General features: G+C 34.6%; 22 protein-coding genes. 14 read left to right on the forward strand and 8 right to left on the reverse strand.

Annotated features, from left to right (window positions below):
- Positions 1–44: 44 nt before the first annotated feature.
- Positions 45–1,097 carry a serine hydrolase gene (locus J7574_RS21990; protein WP_290974012.1) on the reverse strand — a complete coding sequence of 351 codons (1,053 nt, stop codon included), beginning with the start codon at positions 1,095–1,097 and terminating at the stop codon, positions 45–47.
- A gap of 357 nt (positions 1,098–1,454) precedes the next feature.
- On the opposite strand from J7574_RS21990, the gene J7574_RS21995 reads away from it, so the two are divergent.
- The 5 genes from J7574_RS21995 to J7574_RS22015 all read left to right on the forward strand — a co-directional run bounded on the left by J7574_RS21995 (position 1,455) and on the right by J7574_RS22015 (position 6,384).
- On the forward strand, positions 1,455–1,910 hold the full coding sequence (locus tag J7574_RS21995; RefSeq protein ID WP_111364986.1) for a PA2169 family four-helix-bundle protein: 456 nt from the start codon (positions 1,455–1,457) through the stop codon (positions 1,908–1,910).
- A gap of 308 nt (positions 1,911–2,218) precedes the next feature.
- The gene (locus J7574_RS22000) at positions 2,219–4,087 is read left to right on the forward strand and encodes a U32 family peptidase (RefSeq protein ID WP_290974018.1); all 1,869 of its coding nucleotides are present in this window, start codon (positions 2,219–2,221) and stop codon (positions 4,085–4,087) included.
- A 238-nt stretch (positions 4,088–4,325) separates the two neighbouring features.
- Complete coding sequence (gene purT, locus J7574_RS22005; RefSeq protein WP_290974020.1) at positions 4,326–5,486, forward strand: formate-dependent phosphoribosylglycinamide formyltransferase; 1,161 nt, start codon at positions 4,326–4,328, stop codon at positions 5,484–5,486.
- A 2-nt stretch (positions 5,487–5,488) separates the two neighbouring features.
- Positions 5,489–5,809 (forward strand): DUF6370 family protein, encoded by a 321-nt coding sequence (locus J7574_RS22010; protein ID WP_290974024.1) that lies wholly within the window; start codon positions 5,489–5,491, stop codon positions 5,807–5,809.
- Positions 5,809–6,384 (forward strand): Crp/Fnr family transcriptional regulator, encoded by a 576-nt coding sequence (locus tag J7574_RS22015; RefSeq protein ID WP_207297683.1) that lies wholly within the window; start codon positions 5,809–5,811, stop codon positions 6,382–6,384. The genes J7574_RS22010 and J7574_RS22015 overlap by 1 nt, the downstream gene beginning before the upstream one ends.
- A gap of 79 nt (positions 6,385–6,463) precedes the next feature.
- On the opposite strand, the gene aceA is transcribed toward J7574_RS22015, so the two are convergent.
- Together aceA and aceB are read right to left on the reverse strand one after the other, a co-directional pair.
- Positions 6,464–7,744, reverse strand: coding sequence for an isocitrate lyase (gene aceA / locus J7574_RS22020; RefSeq protein ID WP_290974030.1), 1,281 nt, complete (start codon positions 7,742–7,744; stop codon positions 6,464–6,466).
- A gap of 186 nt (positions 7,745–7,930) precedes the next feature.
- Positions 7,931–9,532 (reverse strand): malate synthase A, encoded by a 1,602-nt coding sequence (gene aceB, locus J7574_RS22025; protein WP_290974033.1) that lies wholly within the window; start codon positions 9,530–9,532, stop codon positions 7,931–7,933.
- Positions 9,533–9,743: 211 nt separating this feature from the next.
- Here aceB and J7574_RS22030 point away from each other — a divergent pair, with 211 nt between their 5' ends.
- The 5 genes from J7574_RS22030 (at position 9,744) to J7574_RS22050 (ending at position 14,041) form a co-directional block, all read left to right on the forward strand.
- Positions 9,744–11,225, forward strand: a complete 1,482-nt coding sequence (locus tag J7574_RS22030) for a helix-turn-helix domain-containing protein (RefSeq protein ID WP_290974036.1) — start codon at positions 9,744–9,746, stop codon at positions 11,223–11,225.
- Between the two features lie 6 nt (positions 11,226–11,231).
- Entirely contained in the window at positions 11,232–11,591 is a 360-nt protein-coding gene (locus J7574_RS22035; RefSeq protein WP_290974039.1) for a hypothetical protein, read from the forward strand.
- Positions 11,592–12,194: 603 nt separating this feature from the next.
- Positions 12,195–12,911 carry a pirin family protein gene (locus tag J7574_RS22040; protein WP_290974042.1) on the forward strand — a complete coding sequence of 239 codons (717 nt, stop codon included), beginning with the start codon at positions 12,195–12,197 and terminating at the stop codon, positions 12,909–12,911.
- A 183-nt stretch (positions 12,912–13,094) separates the two neighbouring features.
- Positions 13,095–13,319 (forward strand): (4Fe-4S)-binding protein, encoded by a 225-nt coding sequence (locus J7574_RS22045; protein ID WP_223709575.1) that lies wholly within the window; start codon positions 13,095–13,097, stop codon positions 13,317–13,319.
- 188 nt (positions 13,320–13,507) lie between these two features.
- Entirely contained in the window at positions 13,508–14,041 is a 534-nt protein-coding gene (locus J7574_RS22050) for a YceI family protein (RefSeq protein WP_290974047.1), read from the forward strand.
- Positions 14,042–14,275: 234 nt separating this feature from the next.
- Here J7574_RS22050 and J7574_RS22055 read toward each other — a convergent pair whose 3' ends face one another.
- Positions 14,276–15,139 (reverse strand): helix-turn-helix domain-containing protein, encoded by an 864-nt coding sequence (locus J7574_RS22055; protein WP_290974050.1) that lies wholly within the window; start codon positions 15,137–15,139, stop codon positions 14,276–14,278.
- A gap of 187 nt (positions 15,140–15,326) precedes the next feature.
- Between J7574_RS22055 and J7574_RS22060 the strand changes: the two genes are divergently transcribed.
- A complete protein-coding gene (locus tag J7574_RS22060) occupies positions 15,327–15,689 on the forward strand; it encodes a DUF983 domain-containing protein (RefSeq protein WP_290974053.1) in 363 nt (120 codons plus the stop codon).
- 73 nt (positions 15,690–15,762) lie between these two features.
- Positions 15,763–16,635 (forward strand): ACP S-malonyltransferase, encoded by an 873-nt coding sequence (fabD, locus tag J7574_RS22065; RefSeq protein WP_290974056.1) that lies wholly within the window; start codon positions 15,763–15,765, stop codon positions 16,633–16,635.
- A 101-nt stretch (positions 16,636–16,736) separates the two neighbouring features.
- Here the strand turns inward: fabD and J7574_RS22070 are convergent, their stop codons facing one another.
- The 4 genes from J7574_RS22070 to J7574_RS22085 all read right to left on the reverse strand — a co-directional run bounded on the left by J7574_RS22070 (position 16,737) and on the right by J7574_RS22085 (position 20,263).
- Positions 16,737–17,021, reverse strand: a complete 285-nt coding sequence (locus tag J7574_RS22070) for a hypothetical protein (protein WP_290974059.1) — start codon at positions 17,019–17,021, stop codon at positions 16,737–16,739.
- Between the two features lie 60 nt (positions 17,022–17,081).
- The gene (locus J7574_RS22075; protein ID WP_290974062.1) at positions 17,082–17,987 is read right to left on the reverse strand and encodes an EamA family transporter; all 906 of its coding nucleotides are present in this window, start codon (positions 17,985–17,987) and stop codon (positions 17,082–17,084) included.
- An 83-nt stretch (positions 17,988–18,070) separates the two neighbouring features.
- Positions 18,071–19,087 (reverse strand): UDP-glucose 4-epimerase GalE, encoded by a 1,017-nt coding sequence (gene galE / locus J7574_RS22080; RefSeq protein ID WP_290974065.1) that lies wholly within the window; start codon positions 19,085–19,087, stop codon positions 18,071–18,073.
- 45 nt (positions 19,088–19,132) lie between these two features.
- Positions 19,133–20,263 (reverse strand): DegT/DnrJ/EryC1/StrS aminotransferase family protein, encoded by a 1,131-nt coding sequence (locus J7574_RS22085; protein WP_290974068.1) that lies wholly within the window; start codon positions 20,261–20,263, stop codon positions 19,133–19,135.
- A gap of 136 nt (positions 20,264–20,399) precedes the next feature.
- On the opposite strand from J7574_RS22085, the gene J7574_RS22090 reads away from it, so the two are divergent.
- Both J7574_RS22090 and J7574_RS22095 read left to right on the forward strand, forming a co-directional pair.
- Positions 20,400–21,629 (forward strand): glycosyltransferase N-terminal domain-containing protein, encoded by a 1,230-nt coding sequence (locus tag J7574_RS22090; protein WP_290974071.1) that lies wholly within the window; start codon positions 20,400–20,402, stop codon positions 21,627–21,629.
- A gap of 338 nt (positions 21,630–21,967) precedes the next feature.
- Positions 21,968–22,183: a hypothetical protein gene (locus J7574_RS22095; RefSeq protein WP_008467260.1), complete on the forward strand. Its 216-nt coding sequence runs from the start codon at positions 21,968–21,970 to the stop codon at positions 22,181–22,183.
- The last annotated feature ends 49 nt before the right edge of the window (positions 22,184–22,232 follow it).

Genomic DNA, 22,232 nt, shown 5'->3' on the forward strand with positions numbered 1-22,232 from the left:
ATTGAATTTATTTAGGCGAATCAAAGCATCTAAAAAGTTTTTCTTTAGTCAATTAAAAGAGAAGCGATCTCTTTTGTAATAACAGTTGGAGAATTACATTCGCAATTACTCAAACCAACCACATAAATTTGATCTGTTGGCTCATAAATTCCCATAGATTTAAAACCAAAAATACTTCCTCCGTGTTCACGAATTGTTTTACTTTTTACTTTTTCCAAATGCCAACCATATCCATAATCTATATTTGTCCTATTATTTAGTTTATAATTTGTAAAAGCTTTTTCCCTATAATTTGGGCTTAATAATAAATTTCCGTTTAGTGCATTTTGCCATTTTAGCAAATCATCTACAGTAGACATTATTGAACCAGAAGCATACGGTATAGAAAAACTGATATAGTTTGCATTTACATAACCACTTTTATCGCGATAGCCAGAAACTCTGTTTTTAATGATCCTATCATGACTTGCATAGTAACTATTTTCCATTCCAGCTTTGTTAAAAATGTTTTGAACTACAAAATCTTCATAAGTCTGTCCAGTCACAATTTCAATAATATACCCTAAAAGCGCATATCCAGAATTACAATATTTATATTCTTCGCCAGGTTTAAAATCCATCGGTTGATCCTTAAAAAAATCAACAAGCTCTTTTGGCGACAAATCTTCTCTTGCAATATCCTTAATAGACTTCATGCTTGTAAAATCTTTGATTCCAGAAGTATGTGTCAGTAAATGATGTATTGTAATCACATTTCCATGTGTTGGATAATCAGGAATAAATCTCGTAATTTCATCATCGAGCTTAAGTTTTCCTCTTTCAGCCAATATTAAAATAGAAATTGCCGTAAACTGTTTGGTCATAGATCCAATTTCGAAAACAAATTCAGGTTTCATTTTTACATTCATTTCTAAATCTGCCATTCCAAAAGCTTTTCTATAAATAACCTTTCCTTTTTTAACAGCCAAAAAAACAGCTCCCGGATTCTCAGATTTAAACTTAGAAGAAATTAAACTGTCGATTTTAGCTTCTAAATTTTGAGAAAATCCATTATGGAAAACTAAAAGAAGAATTATAAATTTTAAAATTGTTTTCATGTAATAATTGATTAATGATTGATTTTCATTTTGACGACAAAATCAAACATTGGGTTACAATTTAAATTACAAGGGCGTGTTTCGCCGCGGCGAATCGGGCTATCCGCTATATCTTTTATGGTGAACCCCACCATAAAAGGATACCGCTCCTATCCCTCACGCAAAACGGTAAACAAGAATTGTCGTTTTTTAAAAAGAAAAAATTTGTTCAAATTAATTTAAATCTGCGTGAAACTTTTTTCAGAGTTTCAAAATTTCCATTCCACAATATTATAAAACCCCGCTTGTAATCCTGTAAAACAAACCACTTTATAATTGTAAACTTTGTAACATATTAATTTCAAAAAATTATATGTCATGACACATGCAGAAGAAACCACCACAGAAACAATTAAAACCTTAGAAGGATTAATTTCAATTCTTGAAGATGGAAAACTAGGATATACAGATGCAGCAGAGCATGTAGAAAATCCCGCAATAAAAACCGATTTCCTTGAATATGCCCGCGAAAGAGCTTTATTTATTGTAGAGTTACAAAACCAAATCAACAAACTAGGAAAATCTACAGATACTTCTGGCGGAGGTCCGCTTGGAGCTTTACACCGTACTTGGATTGATATCAAGTCAGCTTTTACAGGAGGTGATACCGAAGCCATTATAAACGCCTGCATTACTGGAGAAGAAGCCGCAATTGAAAAATATAAAAAGGCACTCGAAGAAAATCACCTAGAACACGAACAGATTTACATCGTTTCAAAACAATTGAACAGTATTCAAAATACTTTATCACAAATTAAAATGAGAGCAAATTAATCGATCGATTCATGCTTTTTTTTTGAGAACTGCTCGGTCTTCGGATCGGGCGGTTTTTTTATTTTGAGCTTAAATAAAAACCTTTTTCTTGACATTAGGAAAATGGTAGAAACAGAATCAAGTTCCGAAGGAACGAATCATTTTGAAGCAACGGATTTTGATCCGTGGTAAGGAAAACAACACCATTATCATTCCATATTAAGTTAACAATTTCAAAAAAAACGCTTCAGGACTAGCAAACTCAAATAATTTATTAGACCTTTGCACACTTTTTTTCGTGAATACCACAAAAGGCTAAAGTTTTAGAAATGAAGAAGAAAATAGAAATATTAGCTCCAGCAAGAGATTTAATCGGCGGAATGGCAGCTATTAACAGCGGTGCCGATGCAGTATATATTGGTGCACCACAATTTGGAGCACGTTCTAATGCCAACAATTCTATTGAAGATGTTGCTGCATTAGTAAAATATGCTCACTTATTTAATGCTCAAGTTTTTGTGGTAATGAATACCATTTTATACGACAACGAATTAGAAACGTGTCGTGCCATGATTTGGGAATTATACGATATTGGCGTAGATGCCTTGATTATTCAAGACATGGCGATTATGGAAATGGACTTGCCTCCTATCGTACTTCACGCCAGCACACAAGCCAACAACCGTGACGCAGATAAAATCAAATTTCTTAAAGATGCCGGAATCAAACGTGTGGTTTTAGCACGTGAATTAAACTTGCATCAAATCAAACAAATCTACGATCACGCTGATGTTGAACTAGAATTCTTTGTAACTGGTGCATTATGTGTATCATTCAGCGGAAACTGTTATATGAGTGTAGCAAACGGAGAACGTAGCGCTAACCGTGGTTCTTGCGCTCAAAACTGTCGTTTACCTTATAACTTAATTGACGGAAACGGAGATACTTTAATCCGAAACAGTCACTTGCTTTCGATTAAAGATTTAGACGTTTCAGATCAGATACCGAATTTGATTGAAGCTGGAATCGTTTCTTTCAAAATTGAAGGACGTCTTAAAGATGTAGCTTACGTTAAAAACAATGTATCTTACTTACGCCAAAAATTAGATAGCTTTTTAGAAGGAAGCGATAAATATACTAAGGCTTCTTCTGGAAAATGTACGTATACTTTCGATTCAACTTTAAGCAGAACTTTTAACCGTGGTTATACCGATTATTTCGTAAACGAAAGACACGCTAGTATTGGTTCTTGGGAAAGTCCAAAATCAAAAGGACAATATATTGGTAAATTAATCCGTACTATTGGAGACGCTTACGAAATTGAAAATGGCGAATTGTTAAACAACGGTGACGGACTCTGTTTCATCAACGAAAATAACGAAGCTGACGGAATTTACGTAAACAAAGCCGAAAATGGAAAAGTTTATCCAAACGTTTTAAAAGAAATCAAAGACGGAACTTTCATTTACCGTAACAACGATACTGCTTTCATCAAAATTGTTGAAAGAGAAGACAGTGCGATCCGTAAAATCGGAACGACTTTATTACTTACCGAAAACGAAAATGGTTTCGAATTAATCGCAACCGACGAAGACGGAAATGTAAGCACAGTAAAATTAGAGCACGCAAAAGAACCGACAAAAACTGGCGAATCAATCGAAGAAAACATTAAAGTTCAATTGGCAAAAACAGGTTTCACCCCTTACAGCGCCGATGAAATCAATGTAATGTTTACTCAAAACTGGTTCCTTCCTATTTCAAAAATCAACGAAATGAGAAGAAATGTTTTCGAACAATTATCAGAAATTCGTCTGGCAAATTACAAACGTGAAGAACACCAATTGGTAAAAACGTCACATCCTTATCCAGAAACTAAACTGGATTTTATGTACAACGTTTCGAACAAAACGGCTCGTAAATTCTACGAACGTCACGGTGTTACCGAAATTGAAAAAGCATTTGAATTACAATGGGATCCAGGAAAATCTCGTGTAATGACCACAAAATATTGCATCAAATACGAATTAAAAAAATGTCCGATACACCAAAAAGATATTGTGGGTGTTAAGGTTAAAGAACCTTTGGTTTTAAAACAGGGCGAATTGGAATACAAATTAAAATTCAACTGCAAACCCTGCGAAATGGAAATCTGGGAAAAAGATGCCGAATTTGAGATTGAAGAAGATCAATTTCATTAATTTTATTTTAACCGCAGAGTTTTTTTACCGCAAAGGCACAAAGAATTACGCAAAGTTCGCAAAGATTAATTAAAATCTTTGCGAACTTTTTCTTTTACTTAAAAACAAAACTTAGCGCTCTTAGCATATTCCTTTGCGAACTTTGCGGTTAAATTAATCTGCAAAATCAAGAGACAAACTTTGCGGTTAAAAGAAGCTTTTTCTTTACTTTTACTACGCAACAATACACTACTCCAAAATGAAAATATTACTTCTCGGTTCAGGCGAATTAGGCAAAGAATTTGTCATTGCCGCACAACGAATCGGACAAACTATAATTGCAGTTGACAGTTACGAAAATGCACCAGCCATGCAAGTTGCACACGGATTTGAAGTCATTAATATGCTTGACGGCGAAGCTCTTGACCGAATTGTAGCAAAACACAAACCTGATTTTATTGTTCCCGAAATAGAAGCCATTCGCACCGAACGTTTTTACGATTACGAAAAACAAGGCATCACAGTTGTTCCTTCAGCGAAAGCGGCCAACTTTACCATGAACCGTAAAGCTATTCGCGATTTAGCAGCAAAAGAACTCGGATTACGAACAGCAAAATACCAATACGCAACATCGGCAGAAGAATTACAAAAAGCGGTTCAGAAAGTCGGAATTCCGTGTGTGGTTAAACCTTTAATGTCTTCTTCTGGAAAAGGACAATCGACAATCAAATCGGAAAGTGATATCGAAAAAGCCTGGCAATACGCCGTTGCAGGTTCGCGTGGCGATGTTATCGAAGTGATTGTAGAAGCTTTTGTAGACTTCCATTCAGAAATTACACTTTTAACGATTACTCAAAATAATAATCCAACATTATTCTGCTCGCCAATTGGTCACAGACAAGAAAGAGGCGATTATCAAGAAAGCTGGCAACCAGCTTTGGTTTCAGAAAAAGATCTATACGAAGCTCAGGATATGGCCGAAAAAATTACCGAAGCGCTTGGCGGTGCCGGACTTTTTGGTGTTGAATTTTTCCTGACAAACGAAGGCGTTTATTTCTCTGAACTTTCACCACGTCCGCATGACACGGGGATGGTAACTTTAGCAGGAACGCAAAATTTCAACGAATTCGAATTGCATTTACGAGCGATTTTAAGTCTGCCAATTTTCGAAATTACTCTAGAAAAAGCTGGAGCTAGCGCTGTAATTTTAGCATCAGAAGATTCGACAAATCCAACTTTTACCGGAATCGAAAAAGTAGCCGCTTTACCCAAAACCGATTTTAGGATTTTTGGAAAACCAACTTCAAGACCTTACCGAAGAATGGGAGTCGTTTTAAGTCACGATACACTTTCAACTCCAATTAATGAAGTAATAGAACGTGCCAAAGAAACCGCAAAATTAATAACTGTAAACTTGTAGATATGAAAAATATATTATTAGTGACATTCCTTTTTATTGGAATCGCTGTACAAGCACAAAGCAAAAAGAAATTTGATAAACCAACAGTAGTTGAAGCTTCATGCGGAGAATGCCAATTCGGAATGAAAGGCAAAAGCTGTGATTTAGCTGTTCGCATTGACGGAAAAAGCTATTTTGTTGACGGAACAACGATTCACGATCACGGAGATGCGCATTCAGAAAAAGGTTTTTGCAATGCTATCAGCAAAGCTTTAGTTACGGGAGAAATTGTAAACAACAGATTCAAAGCAACATCATTCACTTTAATAGACGATAAAAAATAATGGCATTAATTCTCGAAAATATTGCCAAACACGTTTCTCTGACTCCAGAAGAACAGGCGCTTTTTTTATCTAAAGTAGAAACAAATACATACAAAGCCAAGACGCTTTTGTTAAATGCGGGCGAAGTTTGCACGCATTCTTATTTTGTAAATTCTGGTATTTTAAGAAGTTTCAATATCAACGATAATATTGTTGAGCATGTACTTTCATTTGCCTGCGAAGGCTGGTGGATGAGCGATATGTACAGTTACTTTTCGCAGAAACCAGGACAGCTTTTTATTGAAGTTTTAGAAGAAGCAGAAGTAGTTTCTCTATCCAAAGAAAATCAAGAGCAATTGTATCTCGAGATTCCGAAATTGGAACGTTTTTTCAGGATTTTAATTGAAAATTCATTAGTTGCGAACCAGCAGCGATTAATGGACAACTTAAGCCTACCTGCCGAAGAACGTTTTGAAAAGTTCACTAAAAAATACGGAACATTAGTTCATAAAGTTCCTCAAAAACAAATCGCTTCTTTCATTGGTGTAACACCTGAATTTTTCAGCAAAATGAAAGCTCGCCTTTTGAAGAAATAAAGTTTTCCGCCACGAATTCACGAATTTTTATTTTCAATGATTGTCGAATAAAAATTCGTGAATTCGTGGCGGAAAAAAATTAAAATTGCTCAACCTCCGTAGAATGTTTCATTGCGGTTATGGATGATCTTCCTATCATCACCGTATTTTGAACGGCGTCGAAATAAGAAGTTCCTACAAAAGCTTGGTGTTTTACAGCTCTGAATCCGTTTTTTTGGAGAGCGAATTCTCTTTCCTGCAATTCAGAGTAGCCCGCCATTCCGCGTTCTTTGTAGGCTTTAGACAATTCGAACATACTTGTATTCAAAGCGTGGAATCCTGCCAAAGTGATGAATTGAAAACTGTATCCCATTGCTGCCAAATCTTCTCTAAACGTTTCCATTTCGGCTACAGATAATTTCGCTGCCCAATTGAAAGAAGGAGAACAATTGTACGCCAGCATTTTATCTGGAAACTCCTTTTTCATCGCTTTTGCAAATTTTCTTGCATATTCTAAATCCGGATTACTGGTTTCCATCCAAATCAAATCAGCATACGGAGCGTAGCTCAAACCTCTAGCGATTCCCTGATCGATTCCGTTGTTTACATAAAAGAAACCTTCAGCTGTTTTTTCTCCCGTTAAGAATTTACGATCTCTTGGATCTGCATCACTCGTTAGCAAATTAGCTGCATCAGCATCTGTTCGGGCAACAATTAAAGTTGGAACTCCCATAACATCTGAAGCCAATCTTGCTGCAATCAATTTATTAATCGCTTCTTGAGTTGGCACCAAAACTTTTCCGCCTAAGTGTCCGCATTTTTTAGCAGAACTCAGCTGATCTTCAAAATGAACTCCAGAAGCTCCGGCCTCAATCATTGACTTCATTAATTCGAAAGCATTTAAATTGCCCCCAAAACCTGCTTCGGCGTCGGCTACAATCGGCACTAAATAATCTTTTTTATCTTCAATATTATTTACGGTCTGAATCTGATCGGCACGCAATAAAGCATTGTTTATCTTTTTTACCACCATCGGAACGCTGTTTACAGGATACAGTGATTGGTCAGGATACATCTCGCCCGCCAGATTCGCATCAGCAGCAACCTGCCATCCACTCAAATAAATTGCTTCTAAACCGGCATCCACTTCCTGAATCGCCTGATTTCCCGTTAAAGCTCCCAAACCCGCTACATAATCCTGACTTTTTAACTTTCTCCATAATTTTTCTGCACCCATTTTTGCAATAGAATGCTCGATTTTATACGATCCTTGAAGCGTCACTACTTCACTTGCAGTGTAAGGACGCTCCACTCCTTTCCATCTCGGGTTCGTAATCCAATCGTTAATCAGTTCCTGAATTCTGTCTTCTGTTGTTTTCATAAATAGTATAGTTAAGTTGGTTAGTAAGTAATAGTGTTCAGTTCACAGTTTTAAGTGTCCAGTTTTTAACTGACCTTAAAAGATCTGTGTAAATCTTTCGTTATCATTTTATCTGCCTGATCTGTAAAATCTGCGAGAGTTTTTTTGCTCGCAGATCACGCAGATAGAGCAGATTTTATTTTTTAATTATAAGTACTTATAACATGGAATCGTTAAGAAATCAACGAAATCGGCATTTACAACTAGCCTCTCCAAAACTTTTTCAGCTAAAGGAAATTGCTGTTCTTCGTGTTTTTCTTCGCCTAATTCTGTTTTGATTTTCTGAAATTCATCCAAAGCCAATTCGTGATAGTACGCCAGATCTAATTTTCGTCCATTATCCAAAATCACTTTGTTTTGAAGCCATTGCCACAATTGCGATCTCGAGATTTCAGCGGTTGCCGCATCTTCCATCAAATTATGCAAAGCGGCAGCACCTTGTCCATTCAGCCAGGAAGCCAGATATAGAACTGCAACATTGATGTTTTTTCGAACACCGTTTTCTGTAATCAGTCCAATTGGCGGTTCAATCAGATCTTCTTCTGTTATTTTGCGGTTTTCTCTTTTTATATGAATCTGATTTGGACTTGGCATTCCTTCATCAAAAACGGCTTTTGCCAACGAAACCAAATCTGGATGTGCTACCCAAGTTCCGTCATGACCGTTTCGAACTTCACGTTCTTTATCGGTTTTCACTTTCGCGAAAGCGATCGCATTGGCTTCATCATTATTTCGAATAGGAATTTGCGCTGCCATTCCGCCGATTGCATGGATTCCGCGTTTATGACATCTCTGAATTACCAGATTTGAATATGCATTCATAAAAGGTGAAGTCATATTTACCTGATCGCGATCTGGAACAATGAATTTTGGATTTTTTCTAAACTTTTTAATGTAAGAGAAAATATAATCCCAGCGTCCGCAGTTTAAGCCAACGATATGTTCTTTCAATTCGTAAATGATTTCATCCAACTGAAAACTTGCTGTAATCGTTTCAATTAAAACTGTCACTTTTATTGTTCCTCGTTTCAGTTTCAAATAATCTTCTGTAAAATCAATTACGCTGTTCCACCATCTTGCTTCCAGATAATGTTCCAATTTCGGAATGTAGAAATACGGTCCAGAATTGTTCTCCAAAAGTCTTTTATGATTATGAAAAACATATAAACCAAAATCTACTAGCGAACCCGAAACTTCATTCCCTTCAATCAAAACATGTTTTTCAGGCAGATGCAAACCTCTTGGACGTACAATCAGTGTTGCGATTTTTTGATTTAAGTGATACGATTTCTGTTTCACCAAATCGGTATACGTAATGGTTTTGTTCACCGCATCGATTAAATTCACTTGTCCGTCCATTAGGTTTTTCCAAGTTGGAGAAGTGCTGTCTTCAAAATCGGCCATAAAAGTTTTCGCACCCGAATTCAGAGCATTGATAATCATTTTGCGGTCAACTGGTCCAGTAATTTCGACTCTTCTGTCTAATAAATCTTTAGGAATTTCTCCAGCTGTCCAATTACTTTCTCTGACGCTTTTTGTCTCTGGAGTAAAAACCGGCAGGACGCCTTGATCAAAAGCAACTTGTTTTTGCTCTCTTTGCAAAAGCAATAATTTTCTTTGCGAATCGAATTTTTTGTGCAATTCGATGATAAACGCAGTCGCTTCTTCTGTCCAGATTTTTGGATAAGCAAGCTTTTTGTCGGCTAAGAATTCTATAGCCATTTCAGTAATCTCTAATTGGTTTTTCATAGCTGCAGATTTTAATTTTTATTGGATTAAAAAGTTATTCTTCTCAATCGTATTTCATTTTATCAAAACCAATAAATCATAACTAACTCATAATTAATTCGTTTCGACAGTACAATGTTATAAAAAAGTTTTTTACAAAACAAGCGAACGTTCGCTAAATTTTAAAAATATTTATTTTGCGATTGTTTTTAGAATGTCTATATTTGACATTATGGATATCGAAAAAGACTATATAAAGCTGATTTTTGGGCTAAAACTGAAGCAAGTTCGGACGCAAAAAAACTTGTCTCTTTTTGGTTTGGCCAAACTGACCAATCTTTCAAAATCGTATTTAAACGAGATTGAAAAGGGAAAAAAATACCCCAAAACAGATAAAATTTTGCTTTTATGCGAACATTTGGATGTGACTTACGACCAAATGGTGTCTTTAAAACTCGATAATAACCTCGCTCCGATTGGCGAAATCTTAAAATCTGGAATTTTAAAAGAGATTCCGCTTGAACTTTTCGGAATTCAAGAAGCCGACTTAATTGATATTATCGCGAATGCTCCAGCAAAAGTCAATGCCTTTATCAGTACGATTATTGAAATTGCACAGCATTATAATTTAAGTCGGGAAAGTTTTTTCCTCGCCGCTTTACGTTCGTATCAGGAAGCGCACAGCAATTATTTTGAAGATTTAGAAGAAAAAGTAATTGCTTTTTCGAAGTCCTTTCAAATCAATTTAGATTCGAAGATCAGTATTGAAGAGCTAGAAGCGATTTTAAAAGAGGAATACGAATACGTCATAAAAGAAATTGCGTTTACAGATCAGGAGGCTTTGGGAGATTTGCGTTCGATTTATGTTCCAAAAAGTAGAACTTTATTGCTTTCAACCGAACTAGATGATCCGCAAAAAGCTTTTATTTTAGCCAAAGAAATAGCGTATAATTATCTACAGATTTCAGATCGTCTGCTGACTTTTAGTTGGATTAAGTTTGAAAATTTTGATCAGGTTTTGAATAATTTTTATGCTTCTTATTTTGCGGGAGCTTTACTTTTGCCAAGAAAATTGGTTGTCAATAAAATCAATGCTTTTTTGGAAAACGAAAATCCAAAACCGGAAGAATTTGTCGCACTAATTGAGAGTTTCCAAGTTTCGCCTGAATCTTTTTATCAGCGATTGACCAATTTATTGCCAAAAGATTTTCAGCTGAAAAACCTTTTCTTCCTAAGATTGTCTCACCGAATTGGTTCTGATGTTTATCAAATCAACAAGGAATTGCATATTACGCATCAGCAGGAACCTCACGCCAATGAGACGAATGAACATTATTGCAGAAGATGGGTTTCGGTAAAAACGATTGACGAAGCGATCAGACAGAATAAACCTCATTTTTTTGATGCACAGATTTCGAGTTACGCTAATAGCGGCAACGAATATTTGGTTTTTTCATCGGCTACAAAAGATCCTTTTGCTGAAAATTATATTAGAAGTATTTCGGTTGGAATCTTAATTAATCCGACAATGAAAAAGAAATTTAAATTCATTGACGGAAAACCTTTGGTAAAACGAATTGTAGGTGTAACTTGCGAAACCTGCGCGGTACCAGATTGTTTAGAAAGAGCTGCTCCGCCAATTGTTTTGGAGAAAAAGAAACGCCATGAAAATACAGATGCCGTTGTACAGCAGTTTATGAATCAATACAGTTAGAATTTTATGCATTATTTATCTTTACTAATAGTTCTGCTTTCTGTAAACTTCAGTCAGAAAACAGACAAACTTAATGGACGTTATAATTATCTAATAGAAGATAACGATTCGTATATCCAAAAAGATAAAATTACTTTTAAGGATAGTGTTTTTGTTTTTGATAATAAATACATGCCTAAAGGAAAGGTTTCTTATGGAAATGCAATACTTCTGGATAATTTCATAAATACTGATTTAGTTATAACTATTCCGAAAGATCAAATTCAGAAAGATACTATTGAGTTTTTTATGCATGATAGGAAAAGTTCTTCTGCAAATTACCTTGATGAAGTGACTGGGAAAGGGAGATTAATTAGGATAAAGTAGTTTTTTTAGTCTCGCAAAGGCGCTAAAGCGCAAAGGTTAATTTTTCTTTAAACACGATTTCTCAACGCAATCTTGTCATCCTGAGGAAGGAAGGATCTCACTCGAAGCTCGACAAAGATTGGCGATCATTCAGATGGAATTTCGCATGTGATCCTTCCTTCGTCAGGAGGACAAGCTGCATGGTTACTTTCCTATATTACTTCTGAAAACAAAAACTTCTAAATTAGCCCCGATAGAAGTGGAAATCCTTTTGTGACGGGGTTCGGCACAAAAGATTGAAACGGATAGCGGGACTAGACTTATTTTGAAAACCAATTTTCTGCTTCAAAAAATCAATTAGATAATTTGGGAATGTGTCAATTAGATAATTCTACTAAATCTTGAAAATTTTTCAAAGATTGGTGAATCACTTTGTAGAGTTACTAGTATGATCCTTCCTTCATCAGGATGACAAACTGCATGATAAAAACCTTTGAACCTTTGTCACTCTGTCTCTTTGTACCTAAAAAGAAAAACCTCAAAATCTTTCTTAATCTAGGTTAAGTGCTTTTCCTTTACGATGATAGTATCTTTGTACTATAAAAATAATGAAAGGACAAAATCATGGAAAATATAGTATTGCACAAAGCAGAATCAAGAGGAAATGCAAATCACGGATGGTTAAACGCTTATCATAGCTTTAGTTTTGCTAGCTGGTATAATCCAGATAGAATTCAGTTTGGAGCGCTTCGCGTTTTGAACGATGATACGATTGCTGCAGGAATGGGATTTGGAACTCACCCTCACGATAATATGGAAATTATTACGATTCCGCTTGAAGGTGATTTGGCTCATAAAGACAGTATGGGAAACACTGAAGTGATCAAAAATGGTGACATTCAGGTAATGAGTGCGGGAACTGGAATTCAGCATAGCGAGTTTAACCCAAATGCTGATCAGCAGACTAAATTATTGCAGATTTGGCTGTTTCCAAATAAAAGAAACGTTACGCCACGTTACCAACAAATCACTTTAGATGTTGCGGACAGACACAATAAATTATCTCAAGTTTTATCTCCAAATGCAGATGATGAAGGGGTTTGGATTCACCAAGATGCTTGGTTCAACATGGGTAATTTCGATTCTGGAGTTACTGCCGAATATAAAATCAAAAAAGAAGGAAACGGAGTTTATGCTTTCGTTTTAAAAGGAAATGTAACCATCAACGGTCAGGAATTAAATTCTCGTGACGCGGTTGGAATTTCAGGAACTGATACTTTAAATATTAAAGCGAATACAGATGCTGAATTCTTATTAATGGATGTTCCGATGAATTATTAATTCGAACAAAAAACAATTAAATACCTGTTACGCTGAAACGATAATAAATCTGGAAATCAGATTATTATCGTTTCTTTTTTTAACCTTTAATTGATAAAAAACAAAATAAGAAAGACTAACTTTATAAAAATAAGGACATTGGTCTGACTTTAAAATTAAAACTAATCCTTAAAATTTTAAACCATGAATCCAAATAATCTCACTAAAGAATACACAAACGGAGAAGTTACTATTGTCTGGCAATCTGGAAAATGTATTCACTCCGCAAATTGCGTCAAAAACAATCCAGATGTTTTTCGTCCAAAAGAAAAACCGTGGATTACTCCAGAACAATCTACAACTGAGAAAATAATTTCGACTGTAAATAAATGTCCGTCGGGAGCGTTGACATTTTATATGAATAAATAATCATCATTAAAAACCCGACAGGTTTTCAAAACCTGTCGGGTTTGTTCACATAAATTTTTATAAATGTGATAATCAAAAAATTATCGCATTTTTTATTTCTTAATCTAGGTTAAGTGCTTCAAGACAACTGTCAACGTAACTTTGTCTTATCAAAATGAAACAAATTAATTATTTAAAAAAATAAAATTATGGCAACTACAAAATGGTCAATTGACCCAACTCACTCAGAAATTGGTTTTAAAGTAAAACACATGATGTTTACTAATGTTTCAGGAAAATTTGGAACTTACGATGCAACAGTAACAACAGAAGGAGATAATTTCGAAAATGCAGACATTCAATTTTCTGCTGATATTGCTTCTATCGATACTGCAAATGCAGACAGAGATGGTCACTTAAGAAGTGGTGATTTCTTTGACGTAGAAAATCATCCAAAATTAACTTTCAAATCTTCAACTTTCAAAAAAATCGATGATGGAGACTACGAAATTACTGGAGACTTAAACATTAAAGGTGTTTCTAAAACGGTTAAATTCCCAGTAGAATTTAGCGGAATTATGACTGACCCTTGGGGAAATACTAAAGTTGGTTTAAATATTGAAGGAAAAATTAATCGTAAAGACTGGGGCTTAAACTGGAATTCGGCTCTTGAAACTGGCGGAGTGCTTGTTGGTGAAGAAGTTAAATTAAACATCGAAATCCAATTGGCAAAACAAGCTTAATCTTTGGTTTAGATTAGATTTAATTGGTTGACAAAAGCTCTGCGTTTACTCGCAGGGCTTTTTTGTTTTTTTTCGCCACGAATTCACGAATTATTTTTTTTTATTTCACGCAGATTTAAATTGATTTAAGCAGATAAGCATAGATTTTATTTTAATCTGCACAAATCTGTAAAATCTGCGTGAAACCAAAATAATAGCCAAAGATTAATTAAAAAATAATTCGTGAATTCGTGGCTATCTAACAGTATTTCTAAATTCTGTTGGTGACATTCCGGTTTGTTTTTTGAAGAATCGCGAGAAGTATGAGTAATCTTCGTAGCCGACTTTGAAAGCGACTTCGTTTACTGCCAATTGCTTATCAATCAACATTCTTTTGATTTCGAGAATAACGCGATCTGTGATTACTTCTGTTGCCGTTTTCTGGAGAATTTCGTTGCAGATTCTATTGAGGTGTTTTAGCGTGATATTTAATTTTTCAGCATAAAATGAAGGCAATTTTTGGGTTCTGAAATATTGTTCTAAAAGCGATTCGAATGTATTGATTTTGATGTTGTATGAATGTGTTTGATGCGAATACGTTTCGCTGTATTTTCTAGCAATTTCGATATGAATGCAGTCTAACAAATTCAGCAATTTATCTAATTGATATTTATTGTCTGTACTATTTTCTTGGATCAGCAAATCAAAATAAGGAAGGATTTTTGGAATTTCATTTTCTTCAAAAACCATTTCTGGCCGATTATGAATGGAATGATAAAAATTATAATCGTTGATCTTTTTTTGTCCGAAATACAGATTATACAATTCCTGCGAAAAGATAATGACGAAACCTTCAACATCTTCAGATAAACTCCAATGATGCATTTGTCCAGGTTGCAGCACAAAAAGGCTTCCTCTTTTGATTCCGAATTGATCAAAATCGATTTCATGCAATCCTGAACCCTTGGTAAAAAAGACCATTAAATAGGAATCATGCCGGTGCGGTTCTTCGACAAAACTGTGATTTTTTAAATGTTCTGTAAAAGTGTTAACATAAAAATCGCGATGAATATCGTTACAGCTAAAATTCTGCACACTATAAATGGGATATCTTTTCATTCACAAAAAATATTTATTGTTTTTCTAATTACAGAATACTTTTGTTCGATTTGGAATTTGGAATTTGGAATTTAGATTTTGAAAATTTAGTCAAAAATGTCTTTATTATGCTATAATAAGCGAAGATATAAAAAAGACTTTTACAAACCTCTAAATTACCTTTGTATAAACAAAAATCAACAAGATCATGTCAAGCGCATTAACTCATATTTTAAAAAACGAATGTCCTGTTTGTCATAAAGGAAAAGTTTTTACAGACAAAAATATTTTCTTGAACTTCAGTTTTCCAAAAATGAACGAATACTGCAGTCACTGTCATTATAAATTCCAAAAAGAGCCTGGCTATTTCTTTGGCGCCATGTATGTAAATTACGGATTAACAGTAGCACAGGGAATTGCAACGTATTGTATTGCACAATATTTTTTCGAAACCAATTTCGATTTAAGAATCCTTCCTATTATTGCTGTTGTGATTACTTTGCTCACTCCTTTTAATCTCAGATTTTCAAGATTAGCATGGATTTATATGTTTAAGGGTTATTCGAGCTAAAAAAATAGTACTTTTGCCTTCCAATTGAAACTAATTTTCAATTTTAAAAAAAAGTAAAAATTAAATTAGACAAATGAAAGCATACGTATTTCCGGGTCAAGGTGCACAGTTCACAGGAATGGGTAAAGACCTTTATGAAAATTCGGCTGTTGCCAAAGAATTATTCGAAAAAGCTAATGAAATATTAGGTTTCAGAATTACAGATATTATGTTTGAAGGTACTGCCGAAGAACTAAAAGAAACAAAAGTAACACAGCCAGCTGTATTCTTACATTCGGTTATTTTAGCTAAAACTTTAGAAGATTTCAAACCGGAAATGGTTGCAGGACACTCTTTAGGGGAATTCTCCGCTTTAGTAGCCAACGGAACTTTATCTTTTGAGGACGGTCTTAAATTGGTTTCTCAGCGTGCTTTAGCTATGCAAAAAGCTTGCGAAATCACTCCATCTACAATGGCTGCTGTTTTAGGTTTAGCCGATAATGTTGTAGAAGAAGTTTGCGCTTCTATCGATGGTGTTGTGGTTGCTGCCAACTACAACTGCCCAGGTCAATTGGTAATTTCTGGAGAAACTACTGCTGTTGAAAAAGCTTGTGAGGCAATGAAAGCTGCTGGCGCGAAACGTGCTTTGATTTTACCTGTTGGTGGTGCTTTTCACTCGCCAATGATGGAACCTGCAAGAGAAGAATTAGCTGCTGCAATTGAGGCAACTACTTTCTCAACTCCAAGTTGTCCAGTATATCAAAATGTTACTGCAAATGCAGTTTCTGATGCAAACGAAATTAAAAAGAACTTAATCATTCAATTAACTGCTCCTGTAAAATGGACTCAGTCTGTTCAGCAAATGATCGCTGACGGTGCGACTTTGTTTACTGAAGTTGGCCCAGGAAAAGTTTTAACTGGATTGATTAACAAAATCGATAAAGAAGCGGCTACTGCTAATGCTTAATTTTTAAGTGATCCGTATTCAGTTTTGAGTATTCAGTTACTGGCTATACAAATAAAAAAATCCTCATCAACTTTAATTAGTTTATGAGGATTTTGTTTTTTTTATTTTTTCCAAGGATAACTTTTAATTCTTTTATACATTTCAATTTTAAATTGTTCCGGTGTCAAGCCATTTTCAAACTCATGATCAAAATTATCTGTCCACCATTCTCTAATTTTTCTAATTGATTCCTTCTTAGCTTCCTCAAGAGTCAAACCTTTTGCAAACTCAGCATCAAAATTAAAAGTTTCGAGATCTATACCTTGTCGTCTTGGATTTTGAATTTCATATTCTGTTGCAGGCCCTTCAACCTTATTGATTTTTTTATTTTCTTTATTCGAGTCCATAATTTCTGTGCTTTCATTCTTACAAATTTACAGAATAAATGAAATCAAAATAAATACTTTTTATGAAACTTTCTTTTCCTTCTTTTTATAATTTACAATAAAAACTCCCAGAATAATAAGTGTTGTGGCAATTAAAAAATCAATTGTAATGATTTCGTCTAAAAGCAGCCAACCCAAAAAAACTGCAATTATCGTATTTATGTACGACAAAATGGAAACCTGAACCGGCGTAACGTGTTTCAGCGCATAATTATAACTGAAAAAAGCAATTACAGATCCAAAAATCGACAAATACAATGCAGCTAAAACACTTTTAGTGCTCCATAAATTCACATCGATAGTAGGCGAAAAAATAAACGCTAAAACGACTTGGATACACGAAGCCATTGTAAATTGATAAAATAAATTAAGAACTATATTTTTAGATTTATTGCCATGAATTTTGGTATAAATTGTTCCGGCTGCCCAAGCTGTAATCGCAAATGCCATAAACATCATTCCAATTCTGTAATCAGCATCTAAAAAAGCCCCTAGTCCATCTTTAAATATAAAAACAACTCCCGAAAATCCTATTATAACCCCAACAAACCCTTTTAAACTTGGTTTTTGCAATTTAAATAAAATACTCCCGAGAAAAATAAGTATAGGAGACATCGCACTGATTACAGAAGCTAGTCCACTTGGTACAGTCTGTTCGGCAACGGTTGTAAAACCATTTGCCACCACAATCATTAAAATAGAAGGAACAAGCTGATGTTTTAGGTTTTCCCAACCAATCCACTTTAATTCTTTTTTGAATAATAAAATGATCATCATGATTATTCCTGCCAATCCCTGACGGATAGAGGTTACAAACCAAGGTGGAATCGTTTCTACTGCAACTCTAATTCCTAAAAATGTAGTGCCCCAAATAATTCCAACAGCCGCTAAGGCAAATATTAATTTATAATCTAAATCTTTTTTCATAAAAATTAAATGTCATTAAAAGAAAAGTCCCAAACTATATTGCTATAATCTGGGACCTTCAAAATTTATAATTTTATTAAAAATTACTTATTCCTCACTTTTTGTTCCCATTTCCAAGCACTTGCCATAGCTTCATCCAGACTTAGTTCAGCCTTCCATCCTAAGACGTTATTTGCCTTATCTGTATTCGCATAAGCTTCAGTAATATCACCTTCACGACGTGGCATCATCTTATAAGGTAGTTTTTTATCGCTGACTTTTTCAAAACTGTGAATCACTTCAAGAACAGAGCTTCCTTTGCCTGTTCCTAAGTTGAAAGTTTCTACTTTTGCTAAATTCTTTTTGTTTAATAAACGCTGTAAAGCAATTACGTGAGCTTTTGCTAAGTCTACAACGTGAATATAATCGCGAATTGCAGTTCCATCTGGAGTTGGATAATCGTTTCCAAAAACAGATAATTCCTGACGCAATCCTACTCCTGTTTGAGTAATAAACGGAACTAAATTTTGAGGAACTCCCAAAGGCAATTCTCCAATTTCTACCGATTCGTGTGCTCCAACTGGATTAAAATAACGCAATAAAATTGCACTGATATTGGTAACTTTAGCTGTATCTGTAATGATTTCTTCGCCAATTTGTTTTGTGTTTCCATAAGGAGACATTGCCGTTTGCACTGGCGCATCTTCAGTAATTGGCATTTTTTCGGCTTGACCGTAAACCGTACATGAAGAACTGAAAATGAAACTTGCTTCTGGCTTTTGCTGCAATTCCTGTAAAAGATAAATTAAACTGCTAATATTGTTTTCATAATACAACAAAGGTTGCTCAACACTTTCTCCTACTGCTTTTGAAGCTGCAAAATGAATTACTCCTGTAACGTCACTGTGTTTTTTAAAGAAATCCCGCACTGCTGCTTTTTCTCTTAAATCTAATTTTTCGAATAAAGGCGTTTTTCCTGTAATTGATGCAATTCCTTTTAAAACATCTTCTGAAGAATTTGAAAGATTATCAATAATCACCACCTCGAAGCCTTCATTTTGCAATTCGACTACGGTGTGGGATCCGATAAATCCTAAACCTCCTGTTACTAATACTTTCATTTTGCGGTTGTTTGTGGTTATATTTTGGCTAATACTTAGACTTTCTTATTTTAAAAACTCAATTACACTGTCTGTAATATATTTAATTTGCTCGTCATCAAGCTCTGTATGCATTGGCAATGCAATAACTTCTTGAACCAATTGATTGGTAATAGGAAATTGCTCTTCTTTGTAACGCGGATCTAAATATGCTTTTTGAGAATGCAACGGAATTGGATAATAAATCGCACATGGAATTCCTTTATCCAACAAATGCTGCATCAACGCATTTCGATCTGCATCAATAATTCTTAATACATATTGGTGAAAAACGTGATCGTTTTGATTGGCGTCAAAATCAGGAGTTATGATTTTTGCATTTCCAGCAAATGCCGCATTATATTTTGTTGCCGCCAAACGACGAGCAGCATTATACTGGTCTAAAAGAGGCAATTTTGCATTTAAAACACCTGCTTGAATACTGTCTAAACGCGAATTAACTCCCACAACATCATGATGGTAACGTTCGTACATTCCGTGATTTACAATTCCGCGGATGATGTGCGCTAAATTATCATCATTTGTAAAAATTGCTCCTCCGTCTCCATAACATCCCAAGTTTTTAGATGGGAAGAAAGAAGTCGCCGCAACGTGGCCAATAGTTCCTACTTTAGCTTTTGCTCCAGATTTAGAAATATAATCTGCTCCAATTGCTTGAGCATTATCTTCAATTACATATAAATTGTACTGAGCTGCAATTTCCATAATCGCATCCATATTGGCAGCACGTCCAAACAAGTGAACTGGAACAATTGCTTTTGTTTTTGGAGTGATTGCTTTTTTAACAGCATCAATATCGATATTCATATTATGCAAATCAACATCAACTAAAACTGGTGTTAACTGCAATAATGCAATAACCTCAACAGTAGCAGCAAAAGTAAAATCGGCAGTAATAACTTCATCTCCTGGCTGAAGACCTAATCCCATCATGGCAATCTGCAAAGCATCTGTACCATTTGCGCAAGGAATAACATGTTTTGCTCCTAAATAATCCTCAAGATTTTTTTGAAACTGATGAACCAAAGGTCCGTTGATATAAGTGTTTGTATCTAAAACTTCTTGAATTGAAGCATCTACAGTAGATTTTATTTTTTCGTATTGACTTTTTAAGTCAACCATTTGGATTTTTTTCATTTTTGAATCTATTTAAAAATTAAAGACACTGTTTTTAGACAGAAATCTCTAAAAGGAGGAACAAAAATAGTTATTAATCCCTTCAAACCAATGAAAATAGTTCAAAGAAATGTAATTTAGCTGCAAAAAAAATTACATGCTTTTTTTATACAACTTAGCCATACATATCGCAGGATTTTTCTTAAGAATCATAGCCTTGTTTAGTCCGAAAATTAAGCTTTTTGTAGAAGGCCGAAAAAGTGTTTTTAACACACTACAAGAAAAAATAAAGCCTCTAGACAAAACAATCTGGTTTCATTCTGCTTCATTAGGCGAATATGAACAAGGACTTCCCGTTATAGAAAAAATTAAAGAAAAATATCCTTCTCATAAAATTATTGTAACTTTTTTTTCACCTTCTGGATACGAAGTTCGCAAAAACAACACAGTAGCCGACGTGACGATTTACCTGCCTTTGGACACAAAAAGCAATGCAAAGAAGTTTATCCAATTAGTTCACCCAGAACAAGCATTCTTTATTAAATATGAATTTTGGTTGAATTATTTAAAAGAACTTGAAAACCACCAAATACCAACTTATCTGATTTCTGGAATCTTCAGAGACAATCAAATGTTTTTTAAATGGTATGGCGGATTTTATAGAAAAGCGCTAAACGCTTTTACCTATTTCTTTCTTCAAAACGAAAAATCGAAAGAAAAAATAGAAAGCCTTGGCTTTAAAAATGCCATTGTTTCTGGCGATACCCGTTTTGACCGTGTAAATGCCATTTTAGAAAGAGACAATCAATTGGACTATATTGAAAATTTCAAAAACAATCAGCCAACAATTGTTGTTGGAAGCTCTTGGCCAAAAGATGAAGCCTTAATAGCAGAATACATCAATCAGGCTCCCGAAAATGTAAAATTCATCATCGCTCCACACAATATTAAACCGGATCAGATTTCAGATCTACAGTCGAAAATTACAAAATCGACCGTTTTATTTTCAGAAAAAGACACCAAAGACCTTTCTACTTATAGTGTTTTTATAATTGACACCATCGGAATCTTGACTAAAATTTACAGTTATGGAACGATAGCCTACGTAGGTGGCGGATTTGGAACCCCAGGAATACACAATATTCTAGAACCAGCCACTTTTGGAATTCCAATCGTAATTGGCCCAAACTATTCAAATTTTGCTGAAGCAATTGATTTAGTTGAAATTGGCGGCTGTATGCCAATAACAACTATCGCAGAATTAAAAGACGTTTTAGATCGATTATTAAACGACAAAGACTTCCTAGAAGAAAAAAGCGAAATCTGCAGAAAATTTATTCAAGATAACAAAGGCGCTACTGAAACCATTATACAACTTATTCCATGACCTTTGGACCGATTTAAAAGTGTTAAAATTAAAAAAGGAATACAAATAAGCTCATTTTTATCTTAGAGCGATCTAAATAAATAGTCTTAAAAAACAAAATAAACCACAAGTAAGAGAATTAAAACAGGCTACTTTTATAAAGATTTTTTAATGAAAAATTATTTACACAATAAATTAGATAATTTAAGAAAAATTTATATTTTTGGCATATTCTTTGATAAATAAGATAAACGTGAGTAAGGAAAATATTTTAAAAAAAAAGTGAAAAAATATTTTACATATTAAAAAATTTATATCTTTGCCACGAATTAATAATTAACCTTTTATAATAAAGTAAGATGAAAAAAGTATTTTTAAGTTTAGCTGTTGTTGCTGTATTAACTGTTGTATCTTGTAAAAAAGCTGACGCTGCTGCTGAAGCTCCTGCTGTAGATTCTACTGCTGTTGCTGTTGATTCAGCTGCTGCTGTTGTTGATTCTGCTGCTGCAACTGTTGATTCTGCTGCTGCTAAAGTTGACTCTGCTGCTGCTAAAGTAGAAGAAGTAAAAAAATAATTAGAACCTAAGTTCTAACGATTTTAAAACCATCTTTTAGATGGTTTTT

Origin of the sequence: Flavobacterium sp., assembly GCF_017744675.1 — a bacterium.
Taxonomy (GTDB): Bacteria; Bacteroidota; Bacteroidia; order Flavobacteriales; family Flavobacteriaceae; genus Flavobacterium.